This window comes from Candidatus Nanogingivalaceae bacterium (genome assembly GCA_015257795.3).
Lineage (GTDB): Bacteria > Patescibacteriota > Saccharimonadia > Saccharimonadales > Saccharimonadaceae > Nanogingivalis.
In genome coordinates, this window is sequence record CP072208.2 from 272,176 (window position 1) to 297,827 (window position 25,652).

At 36.0% G+C, this 25,652-nt stretch carries 28 protein-coding genes, 2 tRNA genes and 1 other annotated feature; of the genes, 7 read left to right on the forward strand and 23 right to left on the reverse strand.

The features are described 5' to 3' along the window. The first annotated feature begins 42 nt into the window (after positions 1 to 42). Positions 43 to 468, forward strand: coding sequence for a MarR family transcriptional regulator (locus HXK94_001415; GenBank protein ID QTI96546.1), 426 nt, complete (start codon positions 43 to 45; stop codon positions 466 to 468). Between the two features lie 74 nt (positions 469 to 542). Next, positions 543 to 617 (forward strand) — tRNA-Glu (locus tag HXK94_001420). A 170-nt stretch (positions 618 to 787) separates the two neighbouring features. Here the strand turns inward: HXK94_001420 and HXK94_001425 are convergent. From HXK94_001425 to HXK94_001450, 6 genes are all read right to left on the reverse strand, one after another. After that, positions 788 to 1,765, reverse strand: coding sequence for a DHH family phosphoesterase (locus tag HXK94_001425; GenBank protein QTI96547.1), 978 nt, complete (start codon positions 1,763 to 1,765; stop codon positions 788 to 790). After that, a complete protein-coding gene (gene recR / locus HXK94_001430; GenBank protein ID QTI96548.1) occupies positions 1,765 to 2,382 on the reverse strand; it encodes a recombination mediator RecR in 618 nt (205 codons plus the stop codon). Before recR ends, HXK94_001425 begins: the two co-directional genes overlap by 1 nt. A gap of 19 nt (positions 2,383 to 2,401) precedes the next feature. Beyond that, positions 2,402 to 2,698: a YbaB/EbfC family nucleoid-associated protein gene (locus HXK94_001435; protein QTI96549.1), complete on the reverse strand. Its 297-nt coding sequence runs from the start codon at positions 2,696 to 2,698 to the stop codon at positions 2,402 to 2,404. Between the two features lie 61 nt (positions 2,699 to 2,759). Beyond that, complete coding sequence (locus HXK94_001440) at positions 2,760 to 4,187, reverse strand: glycosyltransferase family 39 protein (GenBank protein QTI96550.1); 1,428 nt, start codon at positions 4,185 to 4,187, stop codon at positions 2,760 to 2,762. 33 nt (positions 4,188 to 4,220) lie between these two features. Then, complete coding sequence (gene dprA / locus HXK94_001445) at positions 4,221 to 5,081, reverse strand: DNA-processing protein DprA (GenBank protein QTI96551.1); 861 nt, start codon at positions 5,079 to 5,081, stop codon at positions 4,221 to 4,223. 483 nt (positions 5,082 to 5,564) lie between these two features. Further along, on the reverse strand, positions 5,565 to 6,083 hold the full coding sequence (locus HXK94_001450; protein QTI96552.1) for a hypothetical protein: 519 nt from the start codon (positions 6,081 to 6,083) through the stop codon (positions 5,565 to 5,567). Between the two features lie 225 nt (positions 6,084 to 6,308). On the opposite strand from HXK94_001450, the gene HXK94_001455 reads away from it, so the two are divergent. Further along, positions 6,309 to 6,857 carry a type II secretion system GspH family protein gene (locus HXK94_001455; protein QTI96553.1) on the forward strand — a complete coding sequence of 183 codons (549 nt, stop codon included), beginning with the start codon at positions 6,309 to 6,311 and terminating at the stop codon, positions 6,855 to 6,857. Between the two features lie 14 nt (positions 6,858 to 6,871). Here the strand turns inward: HXK94_001455 and HXK94_001460 are convergent, their stop codons facing one another. The 5 genes from HXK94_001460 to HXK94_001480 form a co-directional block, all read right to left on the reverse strand. Beyond that, on the reverse strand, positions 6,872 to 7,372 hold the full coding sequence (locus HXK94_001460; protein ID QTI96554.1) for a hypothetical protein: 501 nt from the start codon (positions 7,370 to 7,372) through the stop codon (positions 6,872 to 6,874). Between the two features lie 183 nt (positions 7,373 to 7,555). Then, positions 7,556 to 7,921 (reverse strand): 50S ribosomal protein L7/L12, encoded by a 366-nt coding sequence (gene rplL / locus HXK94_001465; protein QTI96555.1) that lies wholly within the window; start codon positions 7,919 to 7,921, stop codon positions 7,556 to 7,558. A 44-nt stretch (positions 7,922 to 7,965) separates the two neighbouring features. Continuing rightward, positions 7,966 to 8,475, reverse strand: a complete 510-nt coding sequence (rplJ, locus tag HXK94_001470; GenBank protein ID QTI96556.1) for a 50S ribosomal protein L10 — start codon at positions 8,473 to 8,475, stop codon at positions 7,966 to 7,968. A gap of 85 nt (positions 8,476 to 8,560) precedes the next feature. After that, positions 8,561 to 8,650: a sequence feature (ribosomal protein L10 leader region), on the reverse strand. A gap of 388 nt (positions 8,651 to 9,038) precedes the next feature. Then, on the reverse strand, positions 9,039 to 9,383 hold the full coding sequence (locus HXK94_001475; protein ID QTI96557.1) for a hypothetical protein: 345 nt from the start codon (positions 9,381 to 9,383) through the stop codon (positions 9,039 to 9,041). A gap of 122 nt (positions 9,384 to 9,505) precedes the next feature. Continuing rightward, on the reverse strand, positions 9,506 to 9,877 hold the full coding sequence (locus HXK94_001480; protein ID QTI96558.1) for a hypothetical protein: 372 nt from the start codon (positions 9,875 to 9,877) through the stop codon (positions 9,506 to 9,508). Positions 9,878 to 10,009: 132 nt separating this feature from the next. Here HXK94_001480 and HXK94_001485 point away from each other — a divergent pair. Beyond that, a tRNA-Gln gene (locus HXK94_001485) sits at positions 10,010 to 10,084 on the forward strand. A 465-nt stretch (positions 10,085 to 10,549) separates the two neighbouring features. Beyond that, the gene (locus tag HXK94_001490; GenBank protein ID QTI96559.1) at positions 10,550 to 10,726 is read left to right on the forward strand and encodes a hypothetical protein; all 177 of its coding nucleotides are present in this window, start codon (positions 10,550 to 10,552) and stop codon (positions 10,724 to 10,726) included. A gap of 202 nt (positions 10,727 to 10,928) precedes the next feature. Here the strand turns inward: HXK94_001490 and HXK94_001495 are convergent, their stop codons facing one another. The 5 genes from HXK94_001495 to rplK all read right to left on the reverse strand — a co-directional run bounded on the left by HXK94_001495 (position 10,929) and on the right by rplK (position 13,883). Next, positions 10,929 to 11,273, reverse strand: coding sequence for a hypothetical protein (locus HXK94_001495; protein QTI96560.1), 345 nt, complete (start codon positions 11,271 to 11,273; stop codon positions 10,929 to 10,931). A 387-nt stretch (positions 11,274 to 11,660) separates the two neighbouring features. After that, a complete protein-coding gene (locus HXK94_001500) occupies positions 11,661 to 11,807 on the reverse strand; it encodes a hypothetical protein (GenBank protein QTI96561.1) in 147 nt (48 codons plus the stop codon). Positions 11,808 to 11,901: 94 nt separating this feature from the next. Further along, complete coding sequence (locus HXK94_001505) at positions 11,902 to 12,135, reverse strand: DUF167 domain-containing protein (GenBank protein ID QTI96562.1); 234 nt, start codon at positions 12,133 to 12,135, stop codon at positions 11,902 to 11,904. Continuing rightward, complete coding sequence (gene tgt / locus HXK94_001510; protein ID QTI96563.1) at positions 12,113 to 13,384, reverse strand: tRNA guanosine(34) transglycosylase Tgt; 1,272 nt, start codon at positions 13,382 to 13,384, stop codon at positions 12,113 to 12,115. Before tgt ends, HXK94_001505 begins: the two co-directional genes overlap by 23 nt. A 73-nt stretch (positions 13,385 to 13,457) precedes the next feature. After that, on the reverse strand, positions 13,458 to 13,883 hold the full coding sequence (rplK, locus tag HXK94_001515) for a 50S ribosomal protein L11 (GenBank protein QTI96564.1): 426 nt from the start codon (positions 13,881 to 13,883) through the stop codon (positions 13,458 to 13,460). A gap of 202 nt (positions 13,884 to 14,085) precedes the next feature. Here rplK and HXK94_001520 point away from each other — a divergent pair, with 202 nt between their 5' ends. Beyond that, positions 14,086 to 14,598: a hypothetical protein gene (locus tag HXK94_001520; GenBank protein QTI96565.1), complete on the forward strand. Its 513-nt coding sequence runs from the start codon at positions 14,086 to 14,088 to the stop codon at positions 14,596 to 14,598. Between the two features lie 98 nt (positions 14,599 to 14,696). Then, positions 14,697 to 16,640, forward strand: coding sequence for a hypothetical protein (locus tag HXK94_001525; GenBank protein QTI96566.1), 1,944 nt, complete (start codon positions 14,697 to 14,699; stop codon positions 16,638 to 16,640). A gap of 457 nt (positions 16,641 to 17,097) precedes the next feature. Here the strand turns inward: HXK94_001525 and nusG are convergent, their stop codons facing one another. The 7 genes from nusG to HXK94_001560 all read right to left on the reverse strand — a co-directional run bounded on the left by nusG (position 17,098) and on the right by HXK94_001560 (position 25,601). Further along, on the reverse strand, positions 17,098 to 17,640 hold the full coding sequence (nusG, locus tag HXK94_001530; GenBank protein QTI96567.1) for a transcription termination/antitermination protein NusG: 543 nt from the start codon (positions 17,638 to 17,640) through the stop codon (positions 17,098 to 17,100). 16 nt (positions 17,641 to 17,656) lie between these two features. Continuing rightward, a complete protein-coding gene (gene secE / locus HXK94_001535) occupies positions 17,657 to 18,040 on the reverse strand; it encodes a preprotein translocase subunit SecE (GenBank protein ID QTI96568.1) in 384 nt (127 codons plus the stop codon). A gap of 91 nt (positions 18,041 to 18,131) precedes the next feature. Beyond that, a complete protein-coding gene (locus HXK94_001540; GenBank protein QTI96569.1) occupies positions 18,132 to 19,433 on the reverse strand; it encodes a PAS domain-containing protein in 1,302 nt (433 codons plus the stop codon). 68 nt (positions 19,434 to 19,501) lie between these two features. Continuing rightward, positions 19,502 to 20,860, reverse strand: a complete 1,359-nt coding sequence (gene dnaB, locus HXK94_001545) for a replicative DNA helicase (protein QTI96570.1) — start codon at positions 20,858 to 20,860, stop codon at positions 19,502 to 19,504. Further along, positions 20,853 to 22,346: a DNA polymerase III subunit gamma/tau gene (gene dnaX / locus HXK94_001550; GenBank protein QTI96571.1), complete on the reverse strand. Its 1,494-nt coding sequence runs from the start codon at positions 22,344 to 22,346 to the stop codon at positions 20,853 to 20,855. The genes dnaB and dnaX overlap by 8 nt, the downstream gene beginning before the upstream one ends. Positions 22,347 to 22,372: 26 nt before the next feature. Continuing rightward, entirely contained in the window at positions 22,373 to 23,302 is a 930-nt protein-coding gene (locus tag HXK94_001555) for a DUF2797 domain-containing protein (GenBank protein QTI96572.1), read from the reverse strand. Next, positions 23,295 to 25,601 carry a hypothetical protein gene (locus HXK94_001560; protein QTI96573.1) on the reverse strand — a complete coding sequence of 769 codons (2,307 nt, stop codon included), beginning with the start codon at positions 25,599 to 25,601 and terminating at the stop codon, positions 23,295 to 23,297. Before HXK94_001560 ends, HXK94_001555 begins: the two co-directional genes overlap by 8 nt. Positions 25,602 to 25,652 lie beyond the last annotated feature (51 nt).

A 25,652-nucleotide genomic window follows, 5' to 3' on the forward strand; every position in this document is an offset into this window, starting at 1 on the left:
AATATTGTTGTAAAAGTCAACAATATTTGGTATAATTATTTTATGGAAGAAAAGATTCTTGATTTGTTGCAAAAAATTAATACAATTTATCGCTCGGCACAAAAATATGCAACACGTGAGCTTTCGAAAAATGATATTTCAGCTATCGAGGCTGCAATTTTAACCAAGATTTGCAATTCTTCTGCTCCGCAAGATGAAATCTCTAAAGAAATAGGTGTTGATAAGGCTTATATTTCGCGAGTTTTAGCTAAAATGGAAGAGAAAAATTTTATTTTAAAGAAAAATTCACAGAAAGATAAGCGAATTCGTGAAATTGAAATTACAAAACTAGGTAAAGAAAAACTGAACATTCGGCAGCAAATTCTAGTTAAATGGTGTGAAGAAACCTTTGGCGATATTTCTTTAAAAGAGTTGAATCTATTAACCGAAGTGATCGAAATTATTTCAAATAAGGCAAACGAAAAGTAACCCTAAAATACATAGGCTTTGTTTTAAAAACTATAATTGACTTTTTGGGTTGAATTTGATAAAATTAAAACATTGGCCTCATCGTCTAACGGTTAGGACATCAGGTTCTCATCCTGGCAATCGGGGTTCAATTCCCCGTGAGGTCACCAATTTGATAATTGAGACTGTTTTGTGAAAACGAAGCAGTCTTTTTTATATCCCTGCAGTAGGTACGATTCTGCAGGGATATTTTTGTTGCTCCAACTGAGGCGATTTCGTATAGATCACCTCTGAGGACTAGCAAAACCTTTAAAATGTGAAACTTAACAACCTGGCTATATCAATTAAAAATTTTATCACAGCAAGTAATGAGTTCACGTAAGATTTCGTCATATTTCTCATAAACTCGAAAACCTGCCGCATAGGCATGTCCACCTCCACCGAAATAACCTGCAATATCCGCAGCGATTGGTGAATTTGTCCGAACTTTTCCGGTGAGTTTTCCATCCGGGTAGGTTTTTATTGCTACACAAGCTTCTACACCCTCAACCATTCGCATCTCATCGATAACTAAAACGCTAGGGTTATATTTATCAGAATACTCTTTAATTTCTTCCCAAGGGATATGTACTACTGCTAATTTTCTATCAAAAAAGTATTCAATTCGCTGAATTAATCGTCCTTTGTATTCTAGAATTTCAGGAGCTTTTTTAGATAATTCGCGACGTGATTCTTCTAGTTTAGCAGAACTTGCGCCGAGTTTTGTTAGTTCTCCAGCAACCTCAAAAGTTCGAGCTGAAGTGTTACTTGTTGAAAGTCCTAGGGTGTCGCTGAAAATTGCACCTAAAATATCTTGTGCAGCGGTTTGGTTTATTTTCCAATTAAGAGCGTTTGCGATTTCAAAAATAACCTCTCCAGTTGAGCTTGCTTCCTCTAGAACCAGTTCATGTTCGAATGTTATATCGGGTGTTGCATCAGTATGGTGATCAATCACTAAAACCGGAGTTTTTTCGAGTAGATTTTTATAAAGAGGGTCATCGACTATTTTCGAAAGCAATGTATTGCTTGTAGTGTCAACAATTATGAAAAGATCAAATTTTTCATAAATCGAACTTTCTATTCTATCCCAACCGCTAAAATATCGTAAATATTTTGGAATATCTACAGGACAGAAAAGTTTAACACTTTTTCCGAGATCGCTCAAAATTTCTTCTAAAGCTAAAGCTGAGCCTAAACTATCACCGTCTGGATTTTCGGCTTGAATTACGCAAATTTTTTGTGAATTGTTTATTAATTTTCTTATGTTTTCGAATTTCACTAAATCTCCTTTCTTCCTTCAAGTGCATGACTTAGAGTTATTTGGTCGGCATATTCCAAATCGACACCAACAGGCAAGCCGCGAGCGAGACGTGAGATTATTAGATTTTCAAATCCTTTTTCACGCAAATAATTTTGAATGTAGAGCGCAGTACTTTCACCTTCAACGCTTGCATTTGTAGCGATAATAATCTCCTCAACGCTATCGTTTGAAATTCTTTCCGCGAGTTCGTGAATATGTAGCTGATCGGGCGTGATTCCGTTAATAGGTGAAATCACACCGCCTAAAACATGATATGTTCCATTAAAATGTTTGGTTTTTTCGAGCGCAATAATATCAAGAGGCTCCTCAACGACGGCCACAAGTTTTTTATTACGAGCTTCATCGGTATATAACGAAGAGAATTCTTCATCTTTTGAAATTAAAGCAAAAGTTTTTGGGCAAGTTTTTACATTTTTATGTAACCCTAAAAGACTCTCGGCAATTTTTTCGCTTACTAGGGCGTTGTTTTTCAACAAATAATAAGCGTACCGTTCGGCAGTGCGCGATCCAACGCCAGGAAGTTTTTCGAGATTTTCAATTGTTTCAATTAGGGCTTTTGGTAAAACTTGCGACATTTTTCCCTTTCGAAGAAAATTAAAGTCCTAGGTTTCCTAGCCCACCCATCAAAGGCTGCATTTTTTCGGCTGCTGCTTTTTGTGCTTCTTCGAGGCCATCACGAATTGCAATTTGAATCCAATGTTCAAGCTCTTCGATATCATCAAAATCGATTAATTCAGGGTCTAATTTTACACTTTTAACTTTTAATTCCCCTGTAAATTGAATTACCACTGCGCCCTCTCCAGCTTCAACTTCAATAATCTCTTTTTTAAGTTCTTTTTGTGCTTTTTGAAGTTCGCGCACCATTTTCATTTGGTCTTTAATTCCTGCCATAAAATCTCCTTTAAAATAAAACTTAATACTCTTTTAATTCTATCAAAAAAACGGTTTAAAATCAACTACGCGTTAAAACATAAAAACGATCAGAATTATCTTTACGGTTTGAAACCAAAATCTTTTTTACGTGGTATTTGTCTGAAATGTTTGTAGTTTTATAGGCTTCTTTCGAAACTACGATTTCGTTATCTTCGGCTGTATCTTTAACTTTAGCTTTACCCTGCCTCTCAAGAACTTTATAAAAATCTTCTTCATTTTTCGAGACTACCAAAATTCGGTTTGAATCAGTTTTTGTTAGAAGGATGTCTAGGTCCTGATTGAAAGCTGAAAGGATTTGTGGTGAGTATTGGTAACTCAAAGCGAAAACTGAGAGGTTTGTAATTAATAAATTAAAGACAAAAATTGAAGTTGGAATCAAACCAAAGAAACGTGCATAAGGGTTCTTTGGGAATAGTGCGTACCAAGTATCAATTAATCCCTGAAGTCCAGTAATCGTTAAGATTAATATAGGAGTAAATAAAATAGTAATAGTTGCGGTATTTGTTAAACAGACAAAGGCTAGGATTATTGTCCATATACTAATTAGATAGCTTCTTGCAGAGTGTCGAGCTGTCAATGCAAAATAGAGTCCGATTAGGATTAAGATTGCTGTTGCTGGATTTACTACTGGAGAAAGCATTCCATTACTAATTGGGTTTGAAAATCCAATTAGGGATAGGCCAAGATTTTTAATGTTTTCAAAAAAATCTAGCTTATTAGGTATTCCAAAGATGATCTTTAATATCGAAAGATCTTTAAGGATTGAAAATAGTAGCGGTGTTGTAATTATTAAGAAGAGTGAAACACCTAAAATCTTCTGCGATTTCGGTGTTCTTTTTATTGTAAAACGTAGGTGCGGATGTGTTAAAACCGTAATTAAAAACGCTAAAACAATATAAGAACTTAGAGGTGTATAAAAACTCAAACCCAAAATTGTAATCAGAATAAAAATTTGGCGCTTTTTTGGGGTTTCTAGGAATTTCATTCCACTCCATATGAGTAAAATTGGGTAAAAAATATAAAGTATCTCGCTTGTACCATTCTGGGCAATAAAGAAAAATTGACTGGATGTAATTGCGATAATCGAAGCTAGGATTGATGCACGTTTCGAAAACCACATTCCTGAAATTTTAGTTATGAAGACAAGTGAAAGTAGCGAAATTATAATTGATGGCAATTTGATCGAAAAATTACTTAAGCCAAAAATATCGATACTGATTTTTTGTAGGAGACGATACGGTAAGTCTATAATATTTTTTGAAAAAATATTTGAGAAATCTAAATTTACTGCACTTTTTGTGTTTTCAATTTCACCTGCAGTTAAGCCGTTTGGTGTAATAAATAAAGTGTAAATAATTATAGCTAAATAGCCGAGAGATAAAATTCCGATTCCAATTTGGTAACGAAATTTATAAATCCAAAAATCACTAATTTTTAATTTTTTCATTCCCTTGATTATACCATATTTAATTTTATAAATCTACTTTAAGCTCCATTTTTCGCCGCCATTATTTAATGCTAACCCTTTGAGCTCAAGCATTGTGATTGCTTGATTAAATTCACTAGCAGAAAGCTTCGTTTGTTTAATAATTGTGTCACTCGAAGTTGTACCGTTTTTCGAAAGAAATTCTAAAATTACATTCTCCTCACTGGTGTCGCCTTTGAAAAGTTGTGTTTGTTTTTCGAAGCGGTTGGGGATTAGAAAATCAAGTAAATCTTCTACTGAAGTTAGCGGGTTAGCGCCATTTTTAATCAGCTGGTTACATCCCGCAGAAAGCGGTGATGTTATATTTCCTGGAACGGCAAATATTTCTTTGCCTTGATCTAATGCATGGTTGGCGGTCGATAACGTCCCGCTTCTGGATGCGGCCTCAATAATAACGACAGCATCCGCAAGACCGGATACTATCCTATTTCGTGCTAAAAACTGCCATGGTCTAGCTGGTGTATTGTTTGGGTATTCGCTTAATATCGCTCCATTTGTTTGAAGGATTTTTTGACCCAAGTCTTCATGAGAACGAGGATAGATTTTATCAACACTATTCGCAAGAACAGCGATAGTTTTTCCTCCAGAGTTGATCGCAGCTCTATGGGCAATAGAGTCAATGCCCAGAGCTAAACCACTAACAACTACGATACCATTTTTTGCACACTCGCTTGCAATTTTTGTAGCAATTTCGCGTCCGTATGCGCTTGGTTTGCGCGTTCCGACAATTGCTACAGTTTTTACTCTTTTTGTGGGTAGTTTACCTCGCATAAAAAGCTTTTTTGGAGGGTCTGGTATGTGTGGTAGATCTCTTAAATAATCATAGTCTGAAAGGTTTATTTGAAATATTTCCATAAAATTATAAAATAGTGTTGACATAAAACATAATTTATGATAATATATAAAGTATTGATAAAATATTTTAAAAATTTGTCAATGAAACTTCTATCTATTCGTTATAGTGTGCAATATATATCTGAATAATTCTTTACCCCTCCTTTTTTAAAATAAGAATCTTGATATTGCACATAATAACCTCTTTGACCGGCGAACCCTATGGTGAATTTTGGTGGGTTTTCAGCTTCGATTTTTTCGAGCCTTAGCGGGTGCGTCGAAGAGATAAAAAACCGTCTAAGCGATGCCCACCCGTGCTTAGGCGGTTTTTTATGTTGTAATATTAAAATAATTATGATTATTGTCAATGTGCTTAAGGTTAATATTATTCTTGAATATTTTAACATAAGCGCTTAGTATTAGCAAGTTTTATATAAATTAAAAATTGTGCGACCTCGCAATAGATTCGCACAATTTTTAACTAATATAAATCTCTCAAATTTTTTAGAATGAAGCTTCGACTGCAGCCCAAGTCGTGTCTGTATTATCCTCAGGAATGATAATAGTAACTTGGTCGCCGGCTTGAAGTCGGAAATAGGTTACGCTTGCAAGCAAGACTTTGTATTCGTTTCCGCCTGCTTCTACAAAGAATGAACCATCATGATTGATGAGAGTTCCGATAATTTGTTTTCGCGGAACAGGACCAATTTGTTTATAGATAAAACCACCATCTTCGTTAATTGTAAGTTTCAAAATATCGCCCTCCACAAGCTTTGATTTTGAAGCATAGTTTGCTGGAACGGGATAGTTTTTTCCATCTGGACCAATCATTGTTTGACCGTCAAAAACACCTTCTATAACTTTGCCCTGAGGGCTTTCGATTATTGAAGTGCTTGGAGCTGTTACGGTATTGTCGTCGCCGCTAATACTAATTAGCAACTCTTTGGCTGCAGCAAGATTCGTTTCCGCTTCTTGAATCAAGCTTTTTAGCCGTTTTACTTGTTTTTCTGGTAATTCAGACATATTCCTCGCATTTTCCTTGTCTGTTTTCTTTTGATATTATCTTTTAGATTTTAGCATGAAACACTTAAAAAGTCAATATATTTTAGTAATTTTAAGCTTTTTTTAAGTTTTCCACAATTTTTAATCTGTTAAACATTAAATGATGTAATTTTTACAAAAATGTTTATGCTTATCGGGGGCAAAATACTTCTTGAATGTTGGCTTTGGGCATGATATAATTGGGCTATGAAAAAGCATAAACTTAATAAAGGTTTTACAATTATCGAGGTTGTGCTCGTTCTTGCAGTGGCTGGGCTGATATTTTTAATGGTGTTTCTTGCTGTCCCTGCTCTTGGGCGATCTCAACGAGACACGGCAAGGAAAAATGATGCCCGTAATCTTTTGGCGGCGGTTATTCAATTTAAGACTAATAATGGCGGTAGGGCCCCTTTTAATGGAAATAATGATGCTTGGACAAAACTTAAGCCTTATTGGAACAGAAGCCAATACTTAAACGATCGTCCAAACGGTCATATCGACGATTTCGGCTCCTCTAACTCTGCTACAACTCAAATTGTTACATATAGCCGACTAGGTAGTTATTGGCATAAACCAGGCAGTTGGAATATCGTTCTCGGCACGGTCTGTGAAAAAAGTGATGGTGGTGGATACTATTTAAAATATGGCGGATCTGTTCCAGCTAAGGCTATCGCCGTACTAGTAGAGCTTGAAAGTGTGCAAACTGATGCTTATAGTGGTGGATGGGGATATTGCATAGATTCAGAAAGTAATTAAAAATGGAAGAATAATTATTCTTCCATTTTAGTATTTTTGCGGTTTAGTTGGTTTCTAAGGATATCTCGTGCCCAAAAAATAGTTTCGAGCTCTTCGCTATCATGCCACTCTTCCGTTCCAAAATCCAAATAATGCGCACTCGCCACTTCAACGTTATCGCTATAAATTGTCAGATGTTGATTACCCATCCCAAAATCACCTACATTAAGGTCGTGGCTTTCAATTTCATATCTTCCATCGGAATATAATTCATAGGTTTGATCATAGCCTCCGCCATTATGCGCTAAATCTGGGTTATAGCTTTCATTCAGCTGCTCTTCATCAATGAGAGCAAGATTTGATAAATCTAGATCATCTATTGCTCTTTTAACATTTTCCGGTGATGATTCTAATGCGAAATATTCGTTATAAGATGGTTGGTTTCGAAAACCTTTATTTGCATTAAACGCCCATTTGGCGTAAGCGTTATCTAAAAGATATTGTTGAGTTTTTGATTTGTTTAAGTTTTTTTCCATAAGATTCCTTTGATGAGATTTTATAACCTTCGCCTAAAGTCATCTCAAACTCCAGGTTAACATAATAACATAATAACACAATAAAGTCAATAGCTATAACATATTTTTACAAAAACAAAAATCGCCCATATTTTGAGCGATTTTCGAAAATCTTAAATTAGGTCGATTAGTTTTATATTAAAATTAAGCAAGCTCAACAGTTGCGCCAGCTTCTTCAAGTTTCTTTTTAGCTTCTTCAGCTTCATCTTTAGAAACTTTTTCTTTAACTGGTGCTGGAGCACCGTCAACGATAGCTTTAGCTTCACCAAGTCCAAGACCTGTGATTTCTTTAACTGCTTTAATAACAGCAACTTTTTGAGCACCAGCGTCTTTCAAAGTAACTGTAAATTCTGTTTTTTCGTCAGCAGTGTCAGCAGCACCGGCGGTAGCGGCAACAGCAACAGCAGCTGGCTCGATTCCGTATTCCTCTTTGAGGTGTTCTTTCAATTCGTTAGCTTCAAGAATAGTCAATTTTACCAATTCTTCAGCCAATTTTTTAATGTCAGCCATTTTCGACTCCTTTAAAAATTAAATAGTTAATATCTTAAAATAAATTAATTGGTTGCTTTTCGAAATTCCAAATCTTCGTTTGTAAGACCACCAGCAATCGCGTTGATTGGCGAAAGAAGTGTGTCCACGATTTGACCGATAAGTTGGTCTTTGTTTGGAAGTTCTGAAAGTGTTGTAACAGTTGCAGTATCCATTACGTCGCCATTGTCGGCAAAAGCACCAACAAGTTTAAGATCTGGGTGAGTTTTTGCAAATTTACCCAAAACTTGAGCGGCAGCAATTTCATCTTCGTTTGAGATTGCATAAACAAGTTGACCTTTTAGTGCAGAAGTATCAGATTCTTTTAGAGCTTCAACTTCTTGCATCGCAACTCGCACTAGGCGGTTTTTTACAACTTTGATTTGAACGCCAGCTTCACGAGCTTCTTTTCGAAGTTCTTGAAGGTCGGCAACTGTCAAACCTTTATATTCAGCAAAAGCTGTCATTTTTGCGTCTTTTAGAGCGGCGCTTAATTCAGCAACCAATTGGTTCTTTTTATCGCGTGATAATGCCATAAAAACTCCTTTTTTGGTTAGTATTTTTTCGACCTAATTGTTAAGATTCTGGCGTTTTGAAAGCCTCCCTTCAAAACTCGTTGGCAGATTAATAGAAAAAGTATTCTCCTCGGTAGCGGATTAAGCCTGGCTAACGCGAGGCGGCTACTGTCTCTGGCAACTTTTCATATTGTATCATAAAAAAAATAAAAAATCAATATAAAAACCCTCATTTTGAGGGTTTGCTTAAGGTGACTATTTCACTCTGTAGATTATGAGCGAATTAGCTACGATGTCTACGTCGTAAATCTGGCCAGCGCTTTCAAAGTGAAAGTAGGTTTGTGACCTACTTAGTTGGCAATATTTTTGAATATAATCCCAAACATGGTTTGCCGTTTCCTTGGTAAATCTCCCTGAAGGATTATCTTTCGTTAAATCTTGTAGCTGTCGTAATGCGGCACCACTTATGTTGAAACTTGACATTTTTTCACCTCTTTTCTGAAAGTACTACTCGAGACGAGTGTTCTGTTATTATACCATTTTTTTGCTAAAAAATCAAGATAAAACCCCGCAGGTGAGCGAGGTTAAGACTTGATGCGGTTTTTGTAAATCCTGAGATTTTCGCCCGCTTGACAATAAATCTCATAAATATCTTCTTCACATCTAATGAAATAATAATACGCCGCATCGTTCAGGCCGGCTTTTTCAAAAATATCTAAAATTTCTACAAGTTTAATTGTTGTTTCACCAAAGATATTTGACCCTGCTACAAATTCGAACGATTCTTCTCCGCTTAGAAGGTTTTCGATTTTTTCGATAACCTCTTTCGCGGCCGACCCTTCGATTTTTACGGCTTTCGCTTGTTCGATTTTTGCCGAAAGCTGTTTTTCGCTTACGGCTTGATCGATTAATTTTACAAAAATGTTCATAACGAACCTCCATAAGCTTTTGTATTTCGGCGAACCGAGAAGCTTATTGATAAAATTTTATAATATTAATTTTAAAACTGCAAGCTTGAGCGTATTAAAAAAGCCGCATTTTGCGACTTTAACTATAAGGTGTGTTTATCCTTATAAAACGGCGGGGTTTCGAGATCATCTTTTGAGATTAAAGAGGGGCTTTCGTTTATACGAATTTTCTCTTCAATTCGCTCTGAAGTTCCTCTTGCTATAATTTCGAAGTTTTTGGTTACCCAGATTGTAGTATTTTTAACCCAGATTTTTTCCATACTTCTTTTTTTAACCCCTTTAAGATAATTTATTTCTGCTGAACCGTGAATTTCAACAATTTCTTTATCTAGATCATACGCTGATTTTGGGAAGATTGTTATTATCTTGTCGTTATCCATCTCAAGTTTTAAAGATGATTTATTGTAGACGGCAGCAAGTAATTGCTCTTCTAGGGTTGCGTTTTTATAATCCATAAAAAACCTCCAAAAGTTCTAGGCTTAAGCCTTAATGTTTTTAATTATAACAGAAAAATGATAAAATGTCAATGTAACGTTTTTTAAAAAACCTTGAAAACCAAAAAAATTTTTGATATAATTGAAAGGTATTGGGATGTCGCCAAGTGGTAAGGCAGCGGGTTCTGGTCCCGCCATTCGGGGGTTCGAATCCCTCCATCCCAGCCAAGATGAAAATACGAGTTAATATGCTCGTGTTTTTTTTCTTTAGTAAAAGAACATAAAAAGAGGCTCACTTCCAGCTATGGTGAGTCTCTTTTTATTGTTTTAAATGAGGCGTTGTTGAGGTAACTTCTACAAAGCTTCATCGAGATAATAAGAACTCGACTCAAATTTGATCCTTAAAAATCTGGCAATTATTTAATAGAAGTCTTCCCTTTCGAAAGCAAGCTAATCAGTAATAATATAAGGCCTTAGCAATTAGATCAGGAAACTTCAAACTATAACCTTTAGTGAGCGATTCGAGCTGAAGATTAGAAGCCCACTCCCAACTCTTCGGCTCTGACCGCTCACTAAAAAGGAGTAAATTATTATGCAAAATACTAATGAAACCGAGTTTGAAAAAGAGCTTGAAAAAATCAAGAACTCTAAAATCGAACTCAAACCAAAAAAACAAAAACAAGGAGAAAAACTATGAAAAATTTGAAAAAAGTAAATTACAAGAAAATTATTGAAACTGTTAAAACAATTGTTATCTATACAGCAATTGTGGCTGGTGTGGCTTTCTATCTTGGAATGAAACACGGCGGAGCTAATATAAAAGTAGATAACGACAAATTAGTTGAGACAATTCGAAATTTCAGTTTTTAGCTCCAGCGCCGTTTTCTTAACTTTTTCTGCCATATTTCCTATTTAAATTTACTATTACAAATTAATATTACTGGTAAATAGTCGAGCTATACAAAATAATTAGGTAATATTGACTTTTGGCTATTTTGTAGTATTATTGAAGTATAAAAGAACGGTGTAGCCCCTCGTTTTGGTCGAGGCATTAGCAGCCGTTCTTTTACTTTTATTTACTGATTACTTTTAAAATAGCTTCAATATTGTCATCTCCTCCAGCACCTTCTTTTCTAGTAATAAATCCGCTTTCTGGTTCTGAAAATGCAATAGTTGCTCCGACTGTGAGTATCTTATCTTTTTCTTCAGGATTGCCTATTGTTTTATAGACGGCGTGCAGAGCCCTTAATACATTTCTGCGATGGATTGAGGACTGCTCTAAATGCTTTTCTGCAAAGTAATTTTTTCTAATAAATAACGGAATTTGAACATAAGCTATAATTATTGAACCTTTTATAATAAGTACTAAAGTTTTTAGATTGTCCGCTGCGGCTTTTTTTATATCGTTAGCCAGCAACCCTTCAATTATCGGAAAATTAAAGATTTGAATATTTAGAAGAGATGCAACAATAATAACAAATATAACAACAGATACAGCTAATCCTATTAACCAATTTCTTGATTTCTTTTTATGTTCTTCAGCTTCTTCATTAAAATCATTAGCATAAGCTTCTAATATCTCAGCACCAGATAGAGTATCTGCGACTCTTTTAATTTCATTTATTCTTTCTTCACTTTCTTGAATTTCTTCTTTAAAATCTCTAATTTTTTGCGAAAATTCACTGATAATTTGCTTTGAATCTGCTCTATATATAGCGTAGTTAATATAGATTGTATTTAATGCATTCTGGTGATTACCCGCACTGGATATATAGTAGTTAAAGTTATCCTGAAGATAATCTAATTAATTCAAAGCTTCTGTATTTGATAGAGTCTGAAGAAACTCTTCATCGTCTAAAGCATCTGCTATATCATTATAATATTGCTTCATTGAATCGGTTGATTGCCCTTTTGCATAACCCCTAATTGATTGAGATAATTCTTTGAACATATCTAAAATATAGTATAAAATGAACTAAATGTAAAATTATTTATAGTAAGAATAAAGTTATTTCAAAGATAGGGTAATTTTAGTGAGAGGTTCTTTATTTTTCTATTTCGAAAATCTTAAATCTTGATTTTGTGCCAGTTTTTAGGGAGACTCGGCTTTTCGAAACGTCAAATTCTTTCGCTAAAAGTTTAATTACCGCCAAATTTGCTTTTCCTTCAATTGCTGGCTCACGAACAAAAATCTCAAAAAATTCGCCGGTTTCATCTTGCGACTTTTGAATGAGATTTCCCTTTTTCGAATTTGGTTTAATTTTGCAACGAATCTTCATCTCTTTGTGTTTCAAAATCCTTTGCGCGTTCTTCACCATAGTATTCATTTAAAAATTGGCGCTTATATTCAAAAAACGTGTCATTTTCGAGGCTTTCACGAATTTTATCAACAGTGTTAATTACGAAAAATTCATTATGAATTGAGGCAAGCGTGCTGGCAAGAATTTCGTCTGCGCGGAAAAGATGATTTATATAAGCTTTTGTGAAATTTTGACAAGTATAGCACTCACATCGTGGATTAATTGGTGTAAAATCTTCTTTAAATTTAGCATTTTTAATATTAATTCGCCCAGAATAAGTGAAAATTGCACCATTTCGTGCTTGGCGAGTTGGCGCTACACAATCGAAAGTATCGATACCAAATTCTACGCCCAAAAAGAGATCGGCAGGTTGCGCGCCCATTCCTAACAAATGTCGCGGTTTTTCTTCGGGCAAGGTTGTGTTTACCCAAGTTAGAACTTCGGGAATTTCTTCAGGTTGAAAAATTCCACCAATTCCAAAGCCATCAAAATCTCTCGAACCCAAAAAACTTGCACTTTCTTTTCGAAAATCTTCTTCTCGAGCACCTTGAACAACCGCAAATAATGCTTGCAAATTTTCGCCTTTTTCGAAGTGCTCAGTATTTAATTCGTTATGGCGTTTTAAGCATTTTTCAGCCCAAAAATGAGTTTTATCGAGCGCAGATTTAATTTGTTTTCGGCCTGCAAGTGGCGAGGTTAATTCGTCGAAAGCCATGTGAATATCCGCACCAATTTTGTGCTGGAGTTCCATAGAAATTTCGGGTGACATAAAAATTCTCTCACCTGAAATATGTGATTTGAACCAAACTCCATCTTCACCAACTTTTGCGAGCTGGTTTGAATTGTTTTTTGCAAGCGAAGAATCGCCTTTCGAAATATGTGAAGTAGCATCAATCCCCTTTTTGTAAGCCATTCCAAGTGAAAAAACTTGAAAACCGCCCGAGTCGGTAAAGGTTGGTGCGCTCCAATTCATGAACTTATGGATTCCGCCAGCCTTTTGAAGGATATCTGCACCAGGTCGAAGCATTAAGTGGTAAGTGTTAGCAAGAACAGCTTGGGCGCCAGTTGAAAGAATTTGCTCAGGCGTCATCGCTTTTACGGTTGCATTTGTTCCGCCGGCGATATAGGCGGGAGTTTTAATTTCTCCGTGCGGTGTTTTAATCACGCCGGTACGGGCTAATGTTCCGTTTAAGCGGGTTTTAATTTCGAAGTTTAAAGCTTTTTTCATCTGTAAAATTATACCATATAGTTATTTTTTTTACAATTTAAAAACCGCCCCGAAGAGCGATTTTTATAATATATTATTCGGCAATTTCAACACCCATTGAGCGTGCTGTTCCGGCGATAGTTTTCATAGCGCCTTCGATTGAAACTGCATTTAGGTGATCCATTTTAGCTTCAGCAATTTCTTGCAATTGAGCTTTTGTAATTTTACCAACTTTGTCAGTTTTTGAATTTCCTGCACCTTTTTGGATTCCTGCTCGTTCACGAATCATATCGTCAACTGGTTGACCAAGTGATTTCCAAGTGAATGTTCGATCTTCGAAAACTTGAAGGTGAACAATTACATCTTTACCCATCATGTCTTTAGTTGCTTCATTGAATGGGTTGATGAAATCCATCATGTTTAGTCCCCATTGACCAAGCGTTGAACCAACTGGAGGACCTGCTGTTGCACGGCCAGCTGGGATTCGAAGTTTCAAATTTCCAATAACTTTCTTTGCCATATTTTCCCTTTAAATAATTTTATACTTGATAATTCAAGTGCGTAACATATCAATATTACCATAAAATTTTTAAAATTTCAATAGTTATTTTAAATATAACCTATTGACTTATTTTTAAAAATGTTGTATTATAATATATGCGATTAATTCGCATAGCCTTTCGTTTTTCGAAAGAGCACATTAAAAATTTGGAGGTAAAAGAATGTTAAAATTCACAAAAAACTTTAATTCAAACGGGGTGGAATATTGGCGTGAGTATAACAGCGTATTTTCAAGTGAAAATATTCTTTTTGTGCCAATTGATGCGATTGGGCTAAATCCGCAATTAGGTAGTCTACCAAGACACCTTTTCCGAAACTTAGGGTTAAAGATCTTAAAGATTTCCTGGAAAGATGGCGCTAAAACATTGAGAGTTGAAAATATTGAAAAAATCATGCCCGTACACGGTTGTAAACGTGCATCGATTGCGCAAGGTTTAGATAATGTCACTGTTCAATCTGCGATCGAACGCGCTATTGCGAATTTGTTTTTCACGATCGCAAAAGATCCTAAGGGTGATTTTTTCCATTCGAGTGGTCAATTTTTCCATAAAGTTAAAATGAATAAAGACTTTTTCGTTTCCGAGAACGATTCAGCCATTGCACATAACGTAGTAGAGATTGTGCGCGGTCGCGAACATTCTTCTGTGAAAAACATAGATCTAATTAAAGTTTAACCTCCATTTCCCCGGTTTCGCGCCGGGGTTTTAATTTGAAATGAAATTATTTTTTTGTTATAATAGATATTTGTTAAACATAAGAAGAAAGGAAAAAAATGAGTATATCTAAAAGAAATGCTTTTTTAGTTACTAGTATGGCTCTAGGTCTATCTGTGACGTCTACTCCTTTAGTTCATGCTGAAACAGCAGCTCAGTATGCAAACAAATATGGAGCAAACACTAACTATTCTCGATATGAGAGCGTTGATGGGGTTTTGAATAACGCAGAAATTATAAGTAGTCGAAAATTCGATGATCTTGCAAATGAAGCTTCTGGCAACTCTTATGTTAATGTCAAGCCTGGTGGAAGTGTAACTTTTACTGCTAAATCTGGAGCTGACGCTTTAAGTTTAAGATTTTCGATTCCTGATGGAAAAATGGGAAAAGCTACAGCTTTAATCAATAATGATGATGAAAAAGCTAAGACTTTTGACCTTGATTCAAAGTATGGTTGGCAATATATCGACGGGGATGTTGCATATAATGAAAATGCAAAAAATCGTCATGCACGATTTGGCTTTGATGAAGTTCATGGTTTCTTCGGTAATCATGTAAATAAGGATGATAAAATTACTATTAAAAACGATAGCAATGAAAACCTTGGTTTAGATTTTATTGAATTAGAAAATGTTGAAGCGCCTAGAAAACAGCCTGAAAATAGCATTTCTCTAGAAGAATACAAGATAAAACCTGGTGATGATATTACCGAAAAGCTAAAAAGTGCCATCACTGACGCTAAAAAGCAAAAAAAGGTACTTTATATTCCTGAAGGATATTATAATATTAGCGAGAAAATTGGTATAGAGGCGCCAGAAGGACTAGAGATTACCGGAGCTGGAATTTGGTATACACAACTACACTTTACTAGTTCTGCTAAAGGTGGTGGCGGTTTTGATGCGGGAAACAATTCAAACAATCTCAATATCAACAATTTCTACCTTTCATCTGAATTAATTTCTCGTCGTGATGATACACTAGACAAAGCTCAATATAAAGCTTTTGCTGGAAACTTCGGAGGAAATTCGAAACTTTCAAATCTATGGATTGAGCATTTTGAATGTGGTGCTTGGATTGGTGACTACGAAGATAGTAAAACAATGAAATACACTAAAAACCTCATCATTGAAAACAACCGTATTCGAAACAATCTTGCAGATGGTGTTAACTTAGTTCAAGGAACAAAAAATAGTATTGTTCGAAACAACAATTTTAGAGGAAATGGTGATGATTCTGTAGCTTCTTGGGCAACAAAAGATAATGATTCTGAAAATACAGAAAACAACACTTTTGAGCATAACACCATTGAGCTTGGTTGGCGAGCTGGTGGAATTGGTATTTTTGGCGGAAATGGCCACAAAATCCTAAATAATCACATCAAAGACAATCGCGGCGGTGCTGGAATTCGAGTTTCAACAGTATTTGCAGGTTACGGTTTCGGAGACAACACCCTAGGAACGTTAATTAAAGACAACTGGATTGAAAATTCTGGAACATCTAACGATTTCTATGGCAACTCACGAGGTAGTCTAGACTTCGAAAAGAAATACGGTGATCTTTCGAATATCAAGGTTGAAAATACAACGCTCGTAAATCAAGCTATGCAAGATATGAGTAAAAACTTCGATCTTGATGGTAAGGTTGATATCTCAAATACTATTCACAAGAATCCAGATGAGAATAACCGAAATATTATCTTTAATATTAACCAAGTTACAAATAAGAGCATTTCGGTGAACGAAGACTTTAGCTTGTATTACTATAATGGTGAAACGACAGCTAATGGAATTTCAACTCGTTTATGGTTGCCAAAATCTGCGAATATTAATATCACCCCAGAGATGACGCATTCATATAACAATGATAAAAAGAAAGTTTATAACTTTGCTAATGGTGATATTCCAAGTTTCCTTCCCGAATCAACTAATTTCTTGAAAGATTATAATTATTTGGGTGAGCAAGAATATAAAGGAAACGTGATTCGTTTTTGGCAAGCTAAATAAAAGCCAAAAAAAAGACAGTTCGAACGAGCTGTCTTTTTGTATATTCACCCGTTCTCCACTAGAATAGACTTAAAGAGTGTTGACTCAGCATTGAAGGCATGTTATACTGAAATAGTTGTTCTTTTTTAGAACAGCATAGTTCTTTATACTATACTTATTGCATTTATTTTTCAGAAAATCGATAAGATAAAAAATCATCTAAATACTGGTCATATCTAGATGATTCGGATGCGATAGGCGTAGTAAGGTTTTATATTATGTTTAACGACGCTTTTTGTAATATTTCTTGCGTCGTTTTCTTTTTGTCTTATTTTTTGGCTTTTGTTTTCAATATTTTTTATAAAAACTAAACAATAAAAAAGCGAGTCAGATAAACTGGCTCGCTAAATATTAAACGAAATAACTAAACTGTTATGCGTTATGTTAGTCAATAACCATCTTTTTTGTTTGATAGAAATTAGATTTTTTCGATTTGAAGAATATCAAGCTCAACTGGTGTTTCGCGACCAAACATTGAAACCATCACTTTAATCTTACCTTTTACGGCATCAATTTCAGAAACTGCACCTTCAAAACCTTTGAAAGGTCCGTCAATAATGTTAACGATTTCACCCTCAGAGAAGTTAATATCAAACATTGGCTCTTCAGCGCCCATTCGGCGGCGAATTTCGCGCATTTCTTTTTCTGAAACTGGTGTTGGTGAATCCGAGCCGATAAATCCAGTCACACCTGGCGTATTTCGAACTACAAACCAAGTTTCTTCGGTAAGTTTCATTTCAACCAAAACGTAGCTTTGCAAGATTTTTCGTTCAACAACTTTACGTTTACCGTTTTTTACTTCAATTTGCTTCTCTTTTGGTACGAGCGTATCAAAAATTTTATCTGCCATATCCACACCTTGAATTCGTTGGCGAAGATTTTCAGCAACTTTATCTTCATATCCCGCTAGGGTTGTAATTGCATACCAGTTTCGGGAATCATCATATCGTTTTTGTGCCATAATTACCTTTCTAAAATTATTTGATTAATGCTTTAAAGATCCAGTTAAATAGTCCGTCGAGCAACAAGATTAAAACTGAAAAAGCAACCGAGAAAGCAATAACTGCGCCAGTCATCTTCCAGGTTTCTTTACGAGTTGGCCAGCGAACAAGTTTTAATTCTTTCCAAGAAGCTGCAAGATATTTTGCAAGCGCAACAAAAGGAAAACCGATAAATTTGAATGGTTTCGCTAAAACACGCAATAATTTTGGTGCGGGTTTTTTTGCTTTTTTCTTCGTATTAACGCCTGAAACCTTTGCGGCGTATTTACTCATTTTAGGTTCTTTCGAAACTTCTTTTACAGGCTTCGAATCTGTATCTTTCGCTTTAACGCGAGTGACTTTGGTCTCTTTTTTAGCCATTTTTCTCCTATTCCAAAATTAAAAAGCCTATTAGGCTTGATATGTCAAGTATAGCACACTTTTTTTAAAAAAGCAAAAATAATACAAAGAATTACTTTGAGGCTTTAGGTAGCTCAAAAAAGAATCTTGAGCCGTGATTTAACTTGCTTTCAACTTGAATTTTTGTGCCTATTTTTGCGGCTAATTTTGAAGAAACATAAAGGCCAAGGCCGGTTCCACCAGTCTCACGCGTACGCCAATCTTCACTGCGATAAAATTTTTCGAAAATTCGTTTCTGATCGCTTGAACTTATGCCAATCCCAGTATCTTTAATTTCGAAAATAACACCTTTTGGTGAGTTTCTAAAACAAATCTCGACGGAACCCTCACGAGTATACTTTAAAGAGTTTGTAATGAAATTTTGTAATAATTCTTCAAGGTAAAGCTTGCTTGTTTTTACGCTATTTAATTTATTGTCAAGGTTTAAGTTTAGTGACAATCCTTTTTCAGCGGCTGATTTATGATACTTATTAAATAAAGACTCTGCAAGTTCTTGTGGATGGATAATTTCGGTTTGGTGGTTAATTCCTCTTTCAACTTTCGAAAGCGCAGAAAGGTCGTTTACCATTGTTGCAAGAAATGTATTTTGCTTGTAGGCTGTTTCAGCTGTTGTTTCAAGAAGTTTTGAAGGTGCTTTTTTCTGAATTAGTAAACGAAGATTACTTAAAGAACCCTCTAAAATTGCCACCGGGGTTCGAAGTTCATGACTAACTACACTAATAAACTCATCTCGCTCTTCGTCGAGAGTCTTTTGTTTTGTGATGTCGCGCAAAATTACAACAAATTTTTTTGAACGTTCACGATTTTTTTTGCCTGAAGATTCGCGGATTCGAATAATCTCGATTTCAATTCGTAGCTTTTCGTCATCTTTCGAAAGAATTAAGTCGTTGGTTGAAAAATATGGTTTTCCGATTCGAAAAATTTCTTGCATATCAAAGATTTCAGTATTGATTTTTGAGAGTTTGCATATTTTCGAAAGATTTTTGCCAACAATTTGTTTATCTTCATCTAATAAATCAAGAGTTGCAGAGTTATAAAGTTCAACTCTTCCGCGCGAGTCAACACTCAAAACAGCGTCAGTTAAGCTGTTGATGATTGTAAGAAGTCGGTTTCGTGTATCTTCACTTTTTTTGTGAGTTTTAAACATTTTTGTTTGTATTTGTCGTTGTCGAATTCCGAAAATTATAAAAGCCAGATTTAACGCAAAAATTGTAAAAAGTATAGATATGAATTCATTAATTTGAACTGAAGAGGTGATAAAAATAATTATAATCTCAGACAAAGCAATGCTAACCCCAAGGGCTATTTTGATAAAAACTTCATCTTTAGGACTAAAATTATGCTTATTATCCATAAGCAATATTATACGCTGAAAGAGTCGAAAAAGCAATTTAAAACCGCAAAGAATCTGCGGTTTTAAAATTATTCGTTGTGTGTTCGATCGAGCGACATAAATCGAAGGCGTTCTGGATGGAAGTAGAGCTCGATAGTTCCAACTGGTCCATGACGGTGCTTTGCTAGGATTAGGTCGGTAATATTCTCTCGCTCAGTTTCTGGGTTATAATAGGCTTCTCGATAAAGGAACATCACAATATCGGCGTCCTGCTCGATAGAACCAGATTCACGGAGGTCGGCAAGCTGTGGAATTTTTGGATCACGACTTTCGACTGAACGACTAAGCTGTGAAAGCGCAATTACAGGCACGTTTAACTCACGCGCGAGCAATTTTAGCCCACGAGAAATTTCAGAAACCTCTTGTACGCGGTTAGCTGAAGATTTAGCAGAACCGCTTCCCTGCATGAGCTGGAGATAGTCAATTACAATCAAACCAAGTTCACCGTTGTGCGCGGCGCGTCGAGCTTTTGTTCGCATTTCAAGCACACTCACGCCGGGCGTGTCATCAATATAGATTGGCGCTTCAGCCATTTCACCCATAGCATCAGCAAGTTTTGCGAAGTCTTCATCGCTCAAATTCCCGGTTCGAATATTCCAAGAATCAACCCCGGCTGCATCGGCAAGCATACGATCAACGAGCTGCTCTTTACTCATCTCAAGGCTGAAGAAAAGTACAGATTTTTTTTCGATAGTAGCAATATTATAAGCAAGGTTAGTTACAAAGGTTGTTTTTCCCATCGCCGGACGTGCCGCCAAGATAATCAAGTCGGATCGTTGTAGTCCTGCAGTTTTATTATCAAGATCGCGATATCCGGTTCGAATTCCACGAATTGCACCTTTATTTTTATAAAGCTCATCTAATCTTTCGAAAGAGTCATTTAAGATGTCTTCCATTGAAGATAGATCTTGCTTCAAGCTTGCGTCTGAAACACCAAAGAGTTCAGCTTCACTTTGTCCTAAAAGCTGAGGAACGCTCAAGTCCTCGTTAAAGGCTAGCTCTGTAATGTCACCACCAGCCTTAATTAGGCGCCTTCGGACTGCGGCTTGTGCGACAATTTCAGCGTAAGATTTTGCGTGTGATGCGGTTGGAACGTAATTTGTCAGTTCCGCCAAATAGCTCGCCCCACCAACAGCATCAAGCTCTTCGCGTTTTTTAAGCTCATTTGTAAGTGTTAATAAGTCTACTGGTTGATGATGTTCATAAAGTCTAATAATCGCCGCAAAAATCGTAGCGTGGCGTTTGTCATAAAAATCAACCGCCTTTACGATTTCGGCGATATCAATCAAAACTTCTTCATCAATCAAAATAGCACCGATCAAGCTCATCTCGGCATCTAGATTTTGTGGTGGAATTTTTCCACCTATTTTAGTATTATCTTTATTCATCGATTTTTACCATTTCTCCACCCCCCATTAAATCCTGCACACTCGCAATCTCTGGATCATTGGCCGGTTTTGCAGTTTCAAAAACCTCAATAGCCCAGCCTCCTGCGTTAATTTTTTTCAATGCTTTTCCTATTGAAGCCTGCGCTTTTGCTTTTTCGAGTTGCTTTTTCTTAAAAGGAAAGCCCGTATAAATTTTAATTTTACCATTTTCGAAAGCGTAGCCAGATTGTTTTAAGATCGTCTGAATACCTTTATCTTCTTCATTGACGGCGTTGCAAAAATCTCCCCATTTGAATTCGCGAGCTTCACCTAAATCTTCATTTTCAAGCAAAATTTCGGTTGCTTCAACTTCTTTTTGTGGAGTTTTAGTTTTTGGAGTTTCGACTTCTTTTTCTTTAGGAGGCTCTTCATGCTTCATTTTTTCATTTGGCGGATTCTTGAAAGTTTCGTTTTTGGCTTTTGGTTGAGTTGTTGTTTTCTGCGCCTGAACGGGTTTTGGTGAAGATAAAATTTGTTGTTTTACTGGTGTAATTTGAGGTACAAAATCTGGTCGAATAAAAATCGAAAGAAGTTCCATTTCAATAAAGTTTGATTTTTCTGCTCGTGTGAGTGGAACTAATAATTGTGAAAGATACGGTTTTACACCAACATTTTCGGTAATAAAATTTAAAAGCTGGCTAGCGAAATTTTTTAAATCTACGCCAGAATCCCGAATTCCTCGCACAATTTCAAGAACTTCGTTCGCATTTTGACTTTCGAAAGCTGAAATTAAGGCGTTAATCTGTGTTTTTGATGCCAGACCGAGGGTTTCTTCAAGTAGTTTTGCTGTAATTTCTTCACCATCCTTCGAAATGCTTGAGATTTGATCAAGCAAAGAAATGCTATCACGAAAACTGCCTTCACCACGCTCAGCGATAATTTCAATCGCTTCTTTCGAAATTTTGATTTTTTCGTTTTTAGCGATAAATTCTAGATGTTTGCAAACATCTTCCTTTGAAATAAATCGGAAAACGAAACGTTGTGTTCGGCTAATAATTGTGGCTGGCAATTTATGGGCATCGGTTGTGGCTAAGATAAAAACAGCGTGTTCTGGCGGTTCTTCGAGTGTTTTAAGTAAAGCATTAAAAGCAGCTTTTGAAAGCATATGAACTTCATCGATAATATAAACACGGTATTTAGCAGAAAAAGGTGCAATTTGTACATTGTCGCGAAGCTGGCGAATATCATCAACACCGTTATTGCTGGCGGCATCAATCTCAATAATATCTGGGTGATTTTCTTCTTCTGAATATGGTAGATTGTTAATCTCATGTGCTAAAATTCGGGCAATCGAAGTTTTACCAACCCCGCGTGGACCTGTAAAAAGATATGCGTGAGCAATTCTGTTTTGCTTTAGGGCACTTTCAAGAACGGTTGTGATGTGGTTTTGCCCTACAACCTCGCTTAATTTTTTACTACGATATTTTCTATATAATGCCTTGCTCATTTAATTATATTTTAGCAGTTTTAAAGTTAAAAATCAAACAAGCTCGTTTGTCGTTTTGGTAATTCTAGCTCGATATTTTCTGGTAAAAACTTAATTTTATAACCTATAAATTTTCGAAGCGGTAAAGCAATAATCTCATTTTGCTGTTCGGCTAGTAATATGTATCCGATCTGGGCTTTTAGAATCCCTGAAAAAATTAGAAAATTGTCACTTTGAACGCAATCTGTAGCCAGAATAACTTCTTTAGGTAGAAAACTATTATCTTTCATGTAAAATTTATCTAAATTTAACGGCTGGTTTTTTTCGAAATTCACTTTTTGAATTTGTTCAATTTTTTCCCGTGCAGCAAGGAGTTTCTTTTCGGCTATTTTAAAATCGAACTTTCGTTCAAGCGTTTTTAGTTTTCCGCTTGCTTTTACGTTTTCGCAAAAATCTGGCATTTTTGAAATTTTTTCTTCATAACTACGAGCGATATTGGCGCTGGAAAATTCGCCCAGAATTAACGCCGCGCGAGCGCCTTGTTCAAGTAATCTAGCAATACCTCGCCCAGAAAAGCTGATGCCAACTTTAATTATTTCGTCCGAAAAATAGGCCAGATAAACAAAATGCGGTTGCAAATTTCGAATTTGTTGTTGTGAAGAAACCTCGCTCGAATCTACGTTATAAAAAGCAGGGTTAAAGCCTGTACGTTGCTGGCATTTTGGGCATTGAGTATATTTTTTCTCAAGAATAATTTTATCTGGACAGATGAAATCTTCACCAGTCTCTAAGTTGTGCCAGCCAATGCAGAAGCGCTGCGAAAGATCAATTTTTATGGTGAGTTTTTCTTCAAAATTTGGTGAAAAATTTAATATTTCTTCGGATTTTAAGTCTGCTAACTTCCAGCGTGGATTCTGACATTTATCAAAATCCACGCGTGTTAAAATGAATTGTTTATCTAGAAATAGATTATTCATTGATATTGATTTTAGCTTTTTCGAATTTCAAAGCTATTATAATTGAAAGTGTTGTTAGTCCAGCAGCTCCCAGTAAGCACAGTGTCGTAATAATATATCCGTTAACTCCTGTGTTTGGAGCTGAAAGGTGTTTTGCGCCATTACTATTTTCAGCATTTTTATCTGCTTTTGATGTAGCGGCATTATTAGCTGGAGCTGGTGTATTTTGAGGAGCATTTGGTGCGGCTGGCACATTTGTATTTGCTCCTGTGTTTGTAGAATTATTATTTGTACCTGTATTTGAATTATTTACTGGAGTTGGAGTTACAGGTGTAGGTGTAGGTGCTACAGGAGTAGGATTTACTGGAGTTGGAGTTACAGGTGTAGGTGTAGGTGTAGGTGTAGGTGTTACGGGTTGGTTTTGGTCTTTCTGAACAAGTTTAATGTTATCAATATTGATAGCTGAATTGTAAGTATATAGACCTATTCGACCTTGATTTATTGGAGAATTATCAGTAACTGAAGCAAGCTTCTTTCCGTTTACTGTAACTTCGAAAGTATTTCCTTTTCTTTCAATCTTAAAGTTTTTAGGTGAATTTGCTGGAAAGGCATCAGTTCCTGTTGCTAAAATTTCAGGATTATTTGGATTGCCGTTTCTTTTAGCTAAAACCCAACCGTTTTCACGAGGTGCCAAGTAGTAGAAGTGGTTGCTATCTGTATAATTCCAAACGATCCATTCTGTTTCCCAATTCTTTGGTGTTGCTGAAAGTTGTGTCAAAGAATTGATTGTGCCACTATAAGTAAAGTCTTTGTCTAGTGTTTTTCCGAGCATTAATGATGCTGAATCTTGACCTGGTTTTGATGAAAGGTTTAGAGTTTTGTTTCCACCGTTTGAAGCAACAGACACATTACCGTAAACTAGTTCCCAATCGGCAAATTTTTTACCATAATTAAATGTTGATCCGCTTGTGTAATTTTCGAAATTATCTTTTTGATCTTTTCCTGGAGTTGCAGGAGGAATAGAAATAGCCTGATCGCCTTTAGCTACTGGGCCAACAGTTGTGCTATCTATATTTTCTTCATGAGCAGCGTCGTCATCGTAATAAGCGTGAACTTTTACGGTTTTACCTAAGTAGTCTTCAATTACTGGAAGGTTAGCAGAAGTGTTTCCGATAACTACTTGACCACCAACAGTCCAAGTATATTGAATTTTCGAAGAAGAAAGACCGTCTTTATCACTAACTTTTGCTGTAAGTGTTGAGCCAACTTTTGGATCGCCTTCAATAGTAACAGTACCCGTATTATTAGCTTGAATTGTTCCGTCTGTGATTTGAACAGGCGCACTAATATGACTTTCAACTTTATTTGTATTGTCAACGTAAGTTATTCGAACGGTAACTGCTTTGCCCTTTTCGTTTGCAGTAGAAACGAATGTTGAATTTGTTGCCCCAGAAATATCTTGACCAGTTAATAACCACTGGTAACCAGTTATTTGTTTAACGCCGTCTTGGTCGTTAATTTTTGCTGTAAGTGTTGAACCGATTTTTGGATTTCCTTCAATAGAAGCAATTCCACCATTGTTTACCGTTCCTGTGATGTTTGCAGTATCATCAACAACAATATCGTCCGCAAGAACGCGTGCGTCTTCTGAATAGATTCCAACTCGACCGCTGTTGTAAGGATTTTCATTATCAACAACAGTTGCAATAGTTTGACCATTTATATCAACTTGAATAGTATTGTTCTTCTTGCTAATTTTGAAATCTTTAGTTGAAGCTAGAGGCCAGCTTTCGTTTCCGGTCGCCATAAACCTTTGACCATTTGTGTATTTTGGGTCACGTTTTCCTAATTCCCAACCGTTTGCACGAGCTACAAAATAATAGTAATGGTCGTTATCAGTGTGATTCCAAACTACCCATGCTGTTTCCCAGGCGTTTGGAGTTGCGCCAGTTCGAAGTTGCTCTTCGGTAGAAATTTTTCCGCTATACGTAAAGGTATCACCAACAGGACTTCCAACTACCATAATTGAAGAGGTGTCTGTTGGGCCAGTATGTGCTATTGGGGCGAGTTCTAGGGCGTTTCCAGCACCACCGTTTGGTACAATTTTTGCTTTTCCGTATCCGGTAAATAAGACGTTCCATTTACCGAAAGAAGCGTTGTCTTTGTATTCTGCTCCTTGTGGATATGATGAAAAATCATCACTTTGAATTATTTGATTAACTTGTTTTGTCTTTTGCGTAGCGCTGATTGCAACAAAAGCACCAACACAAATTAAGCCACCTGTGGCTAATGATAAAATTACTTTTTTATGTAAGTTCATTTTCCCCTCCGAAATTAAAAACTTAATACATATAATTTTACCACAAAGCGA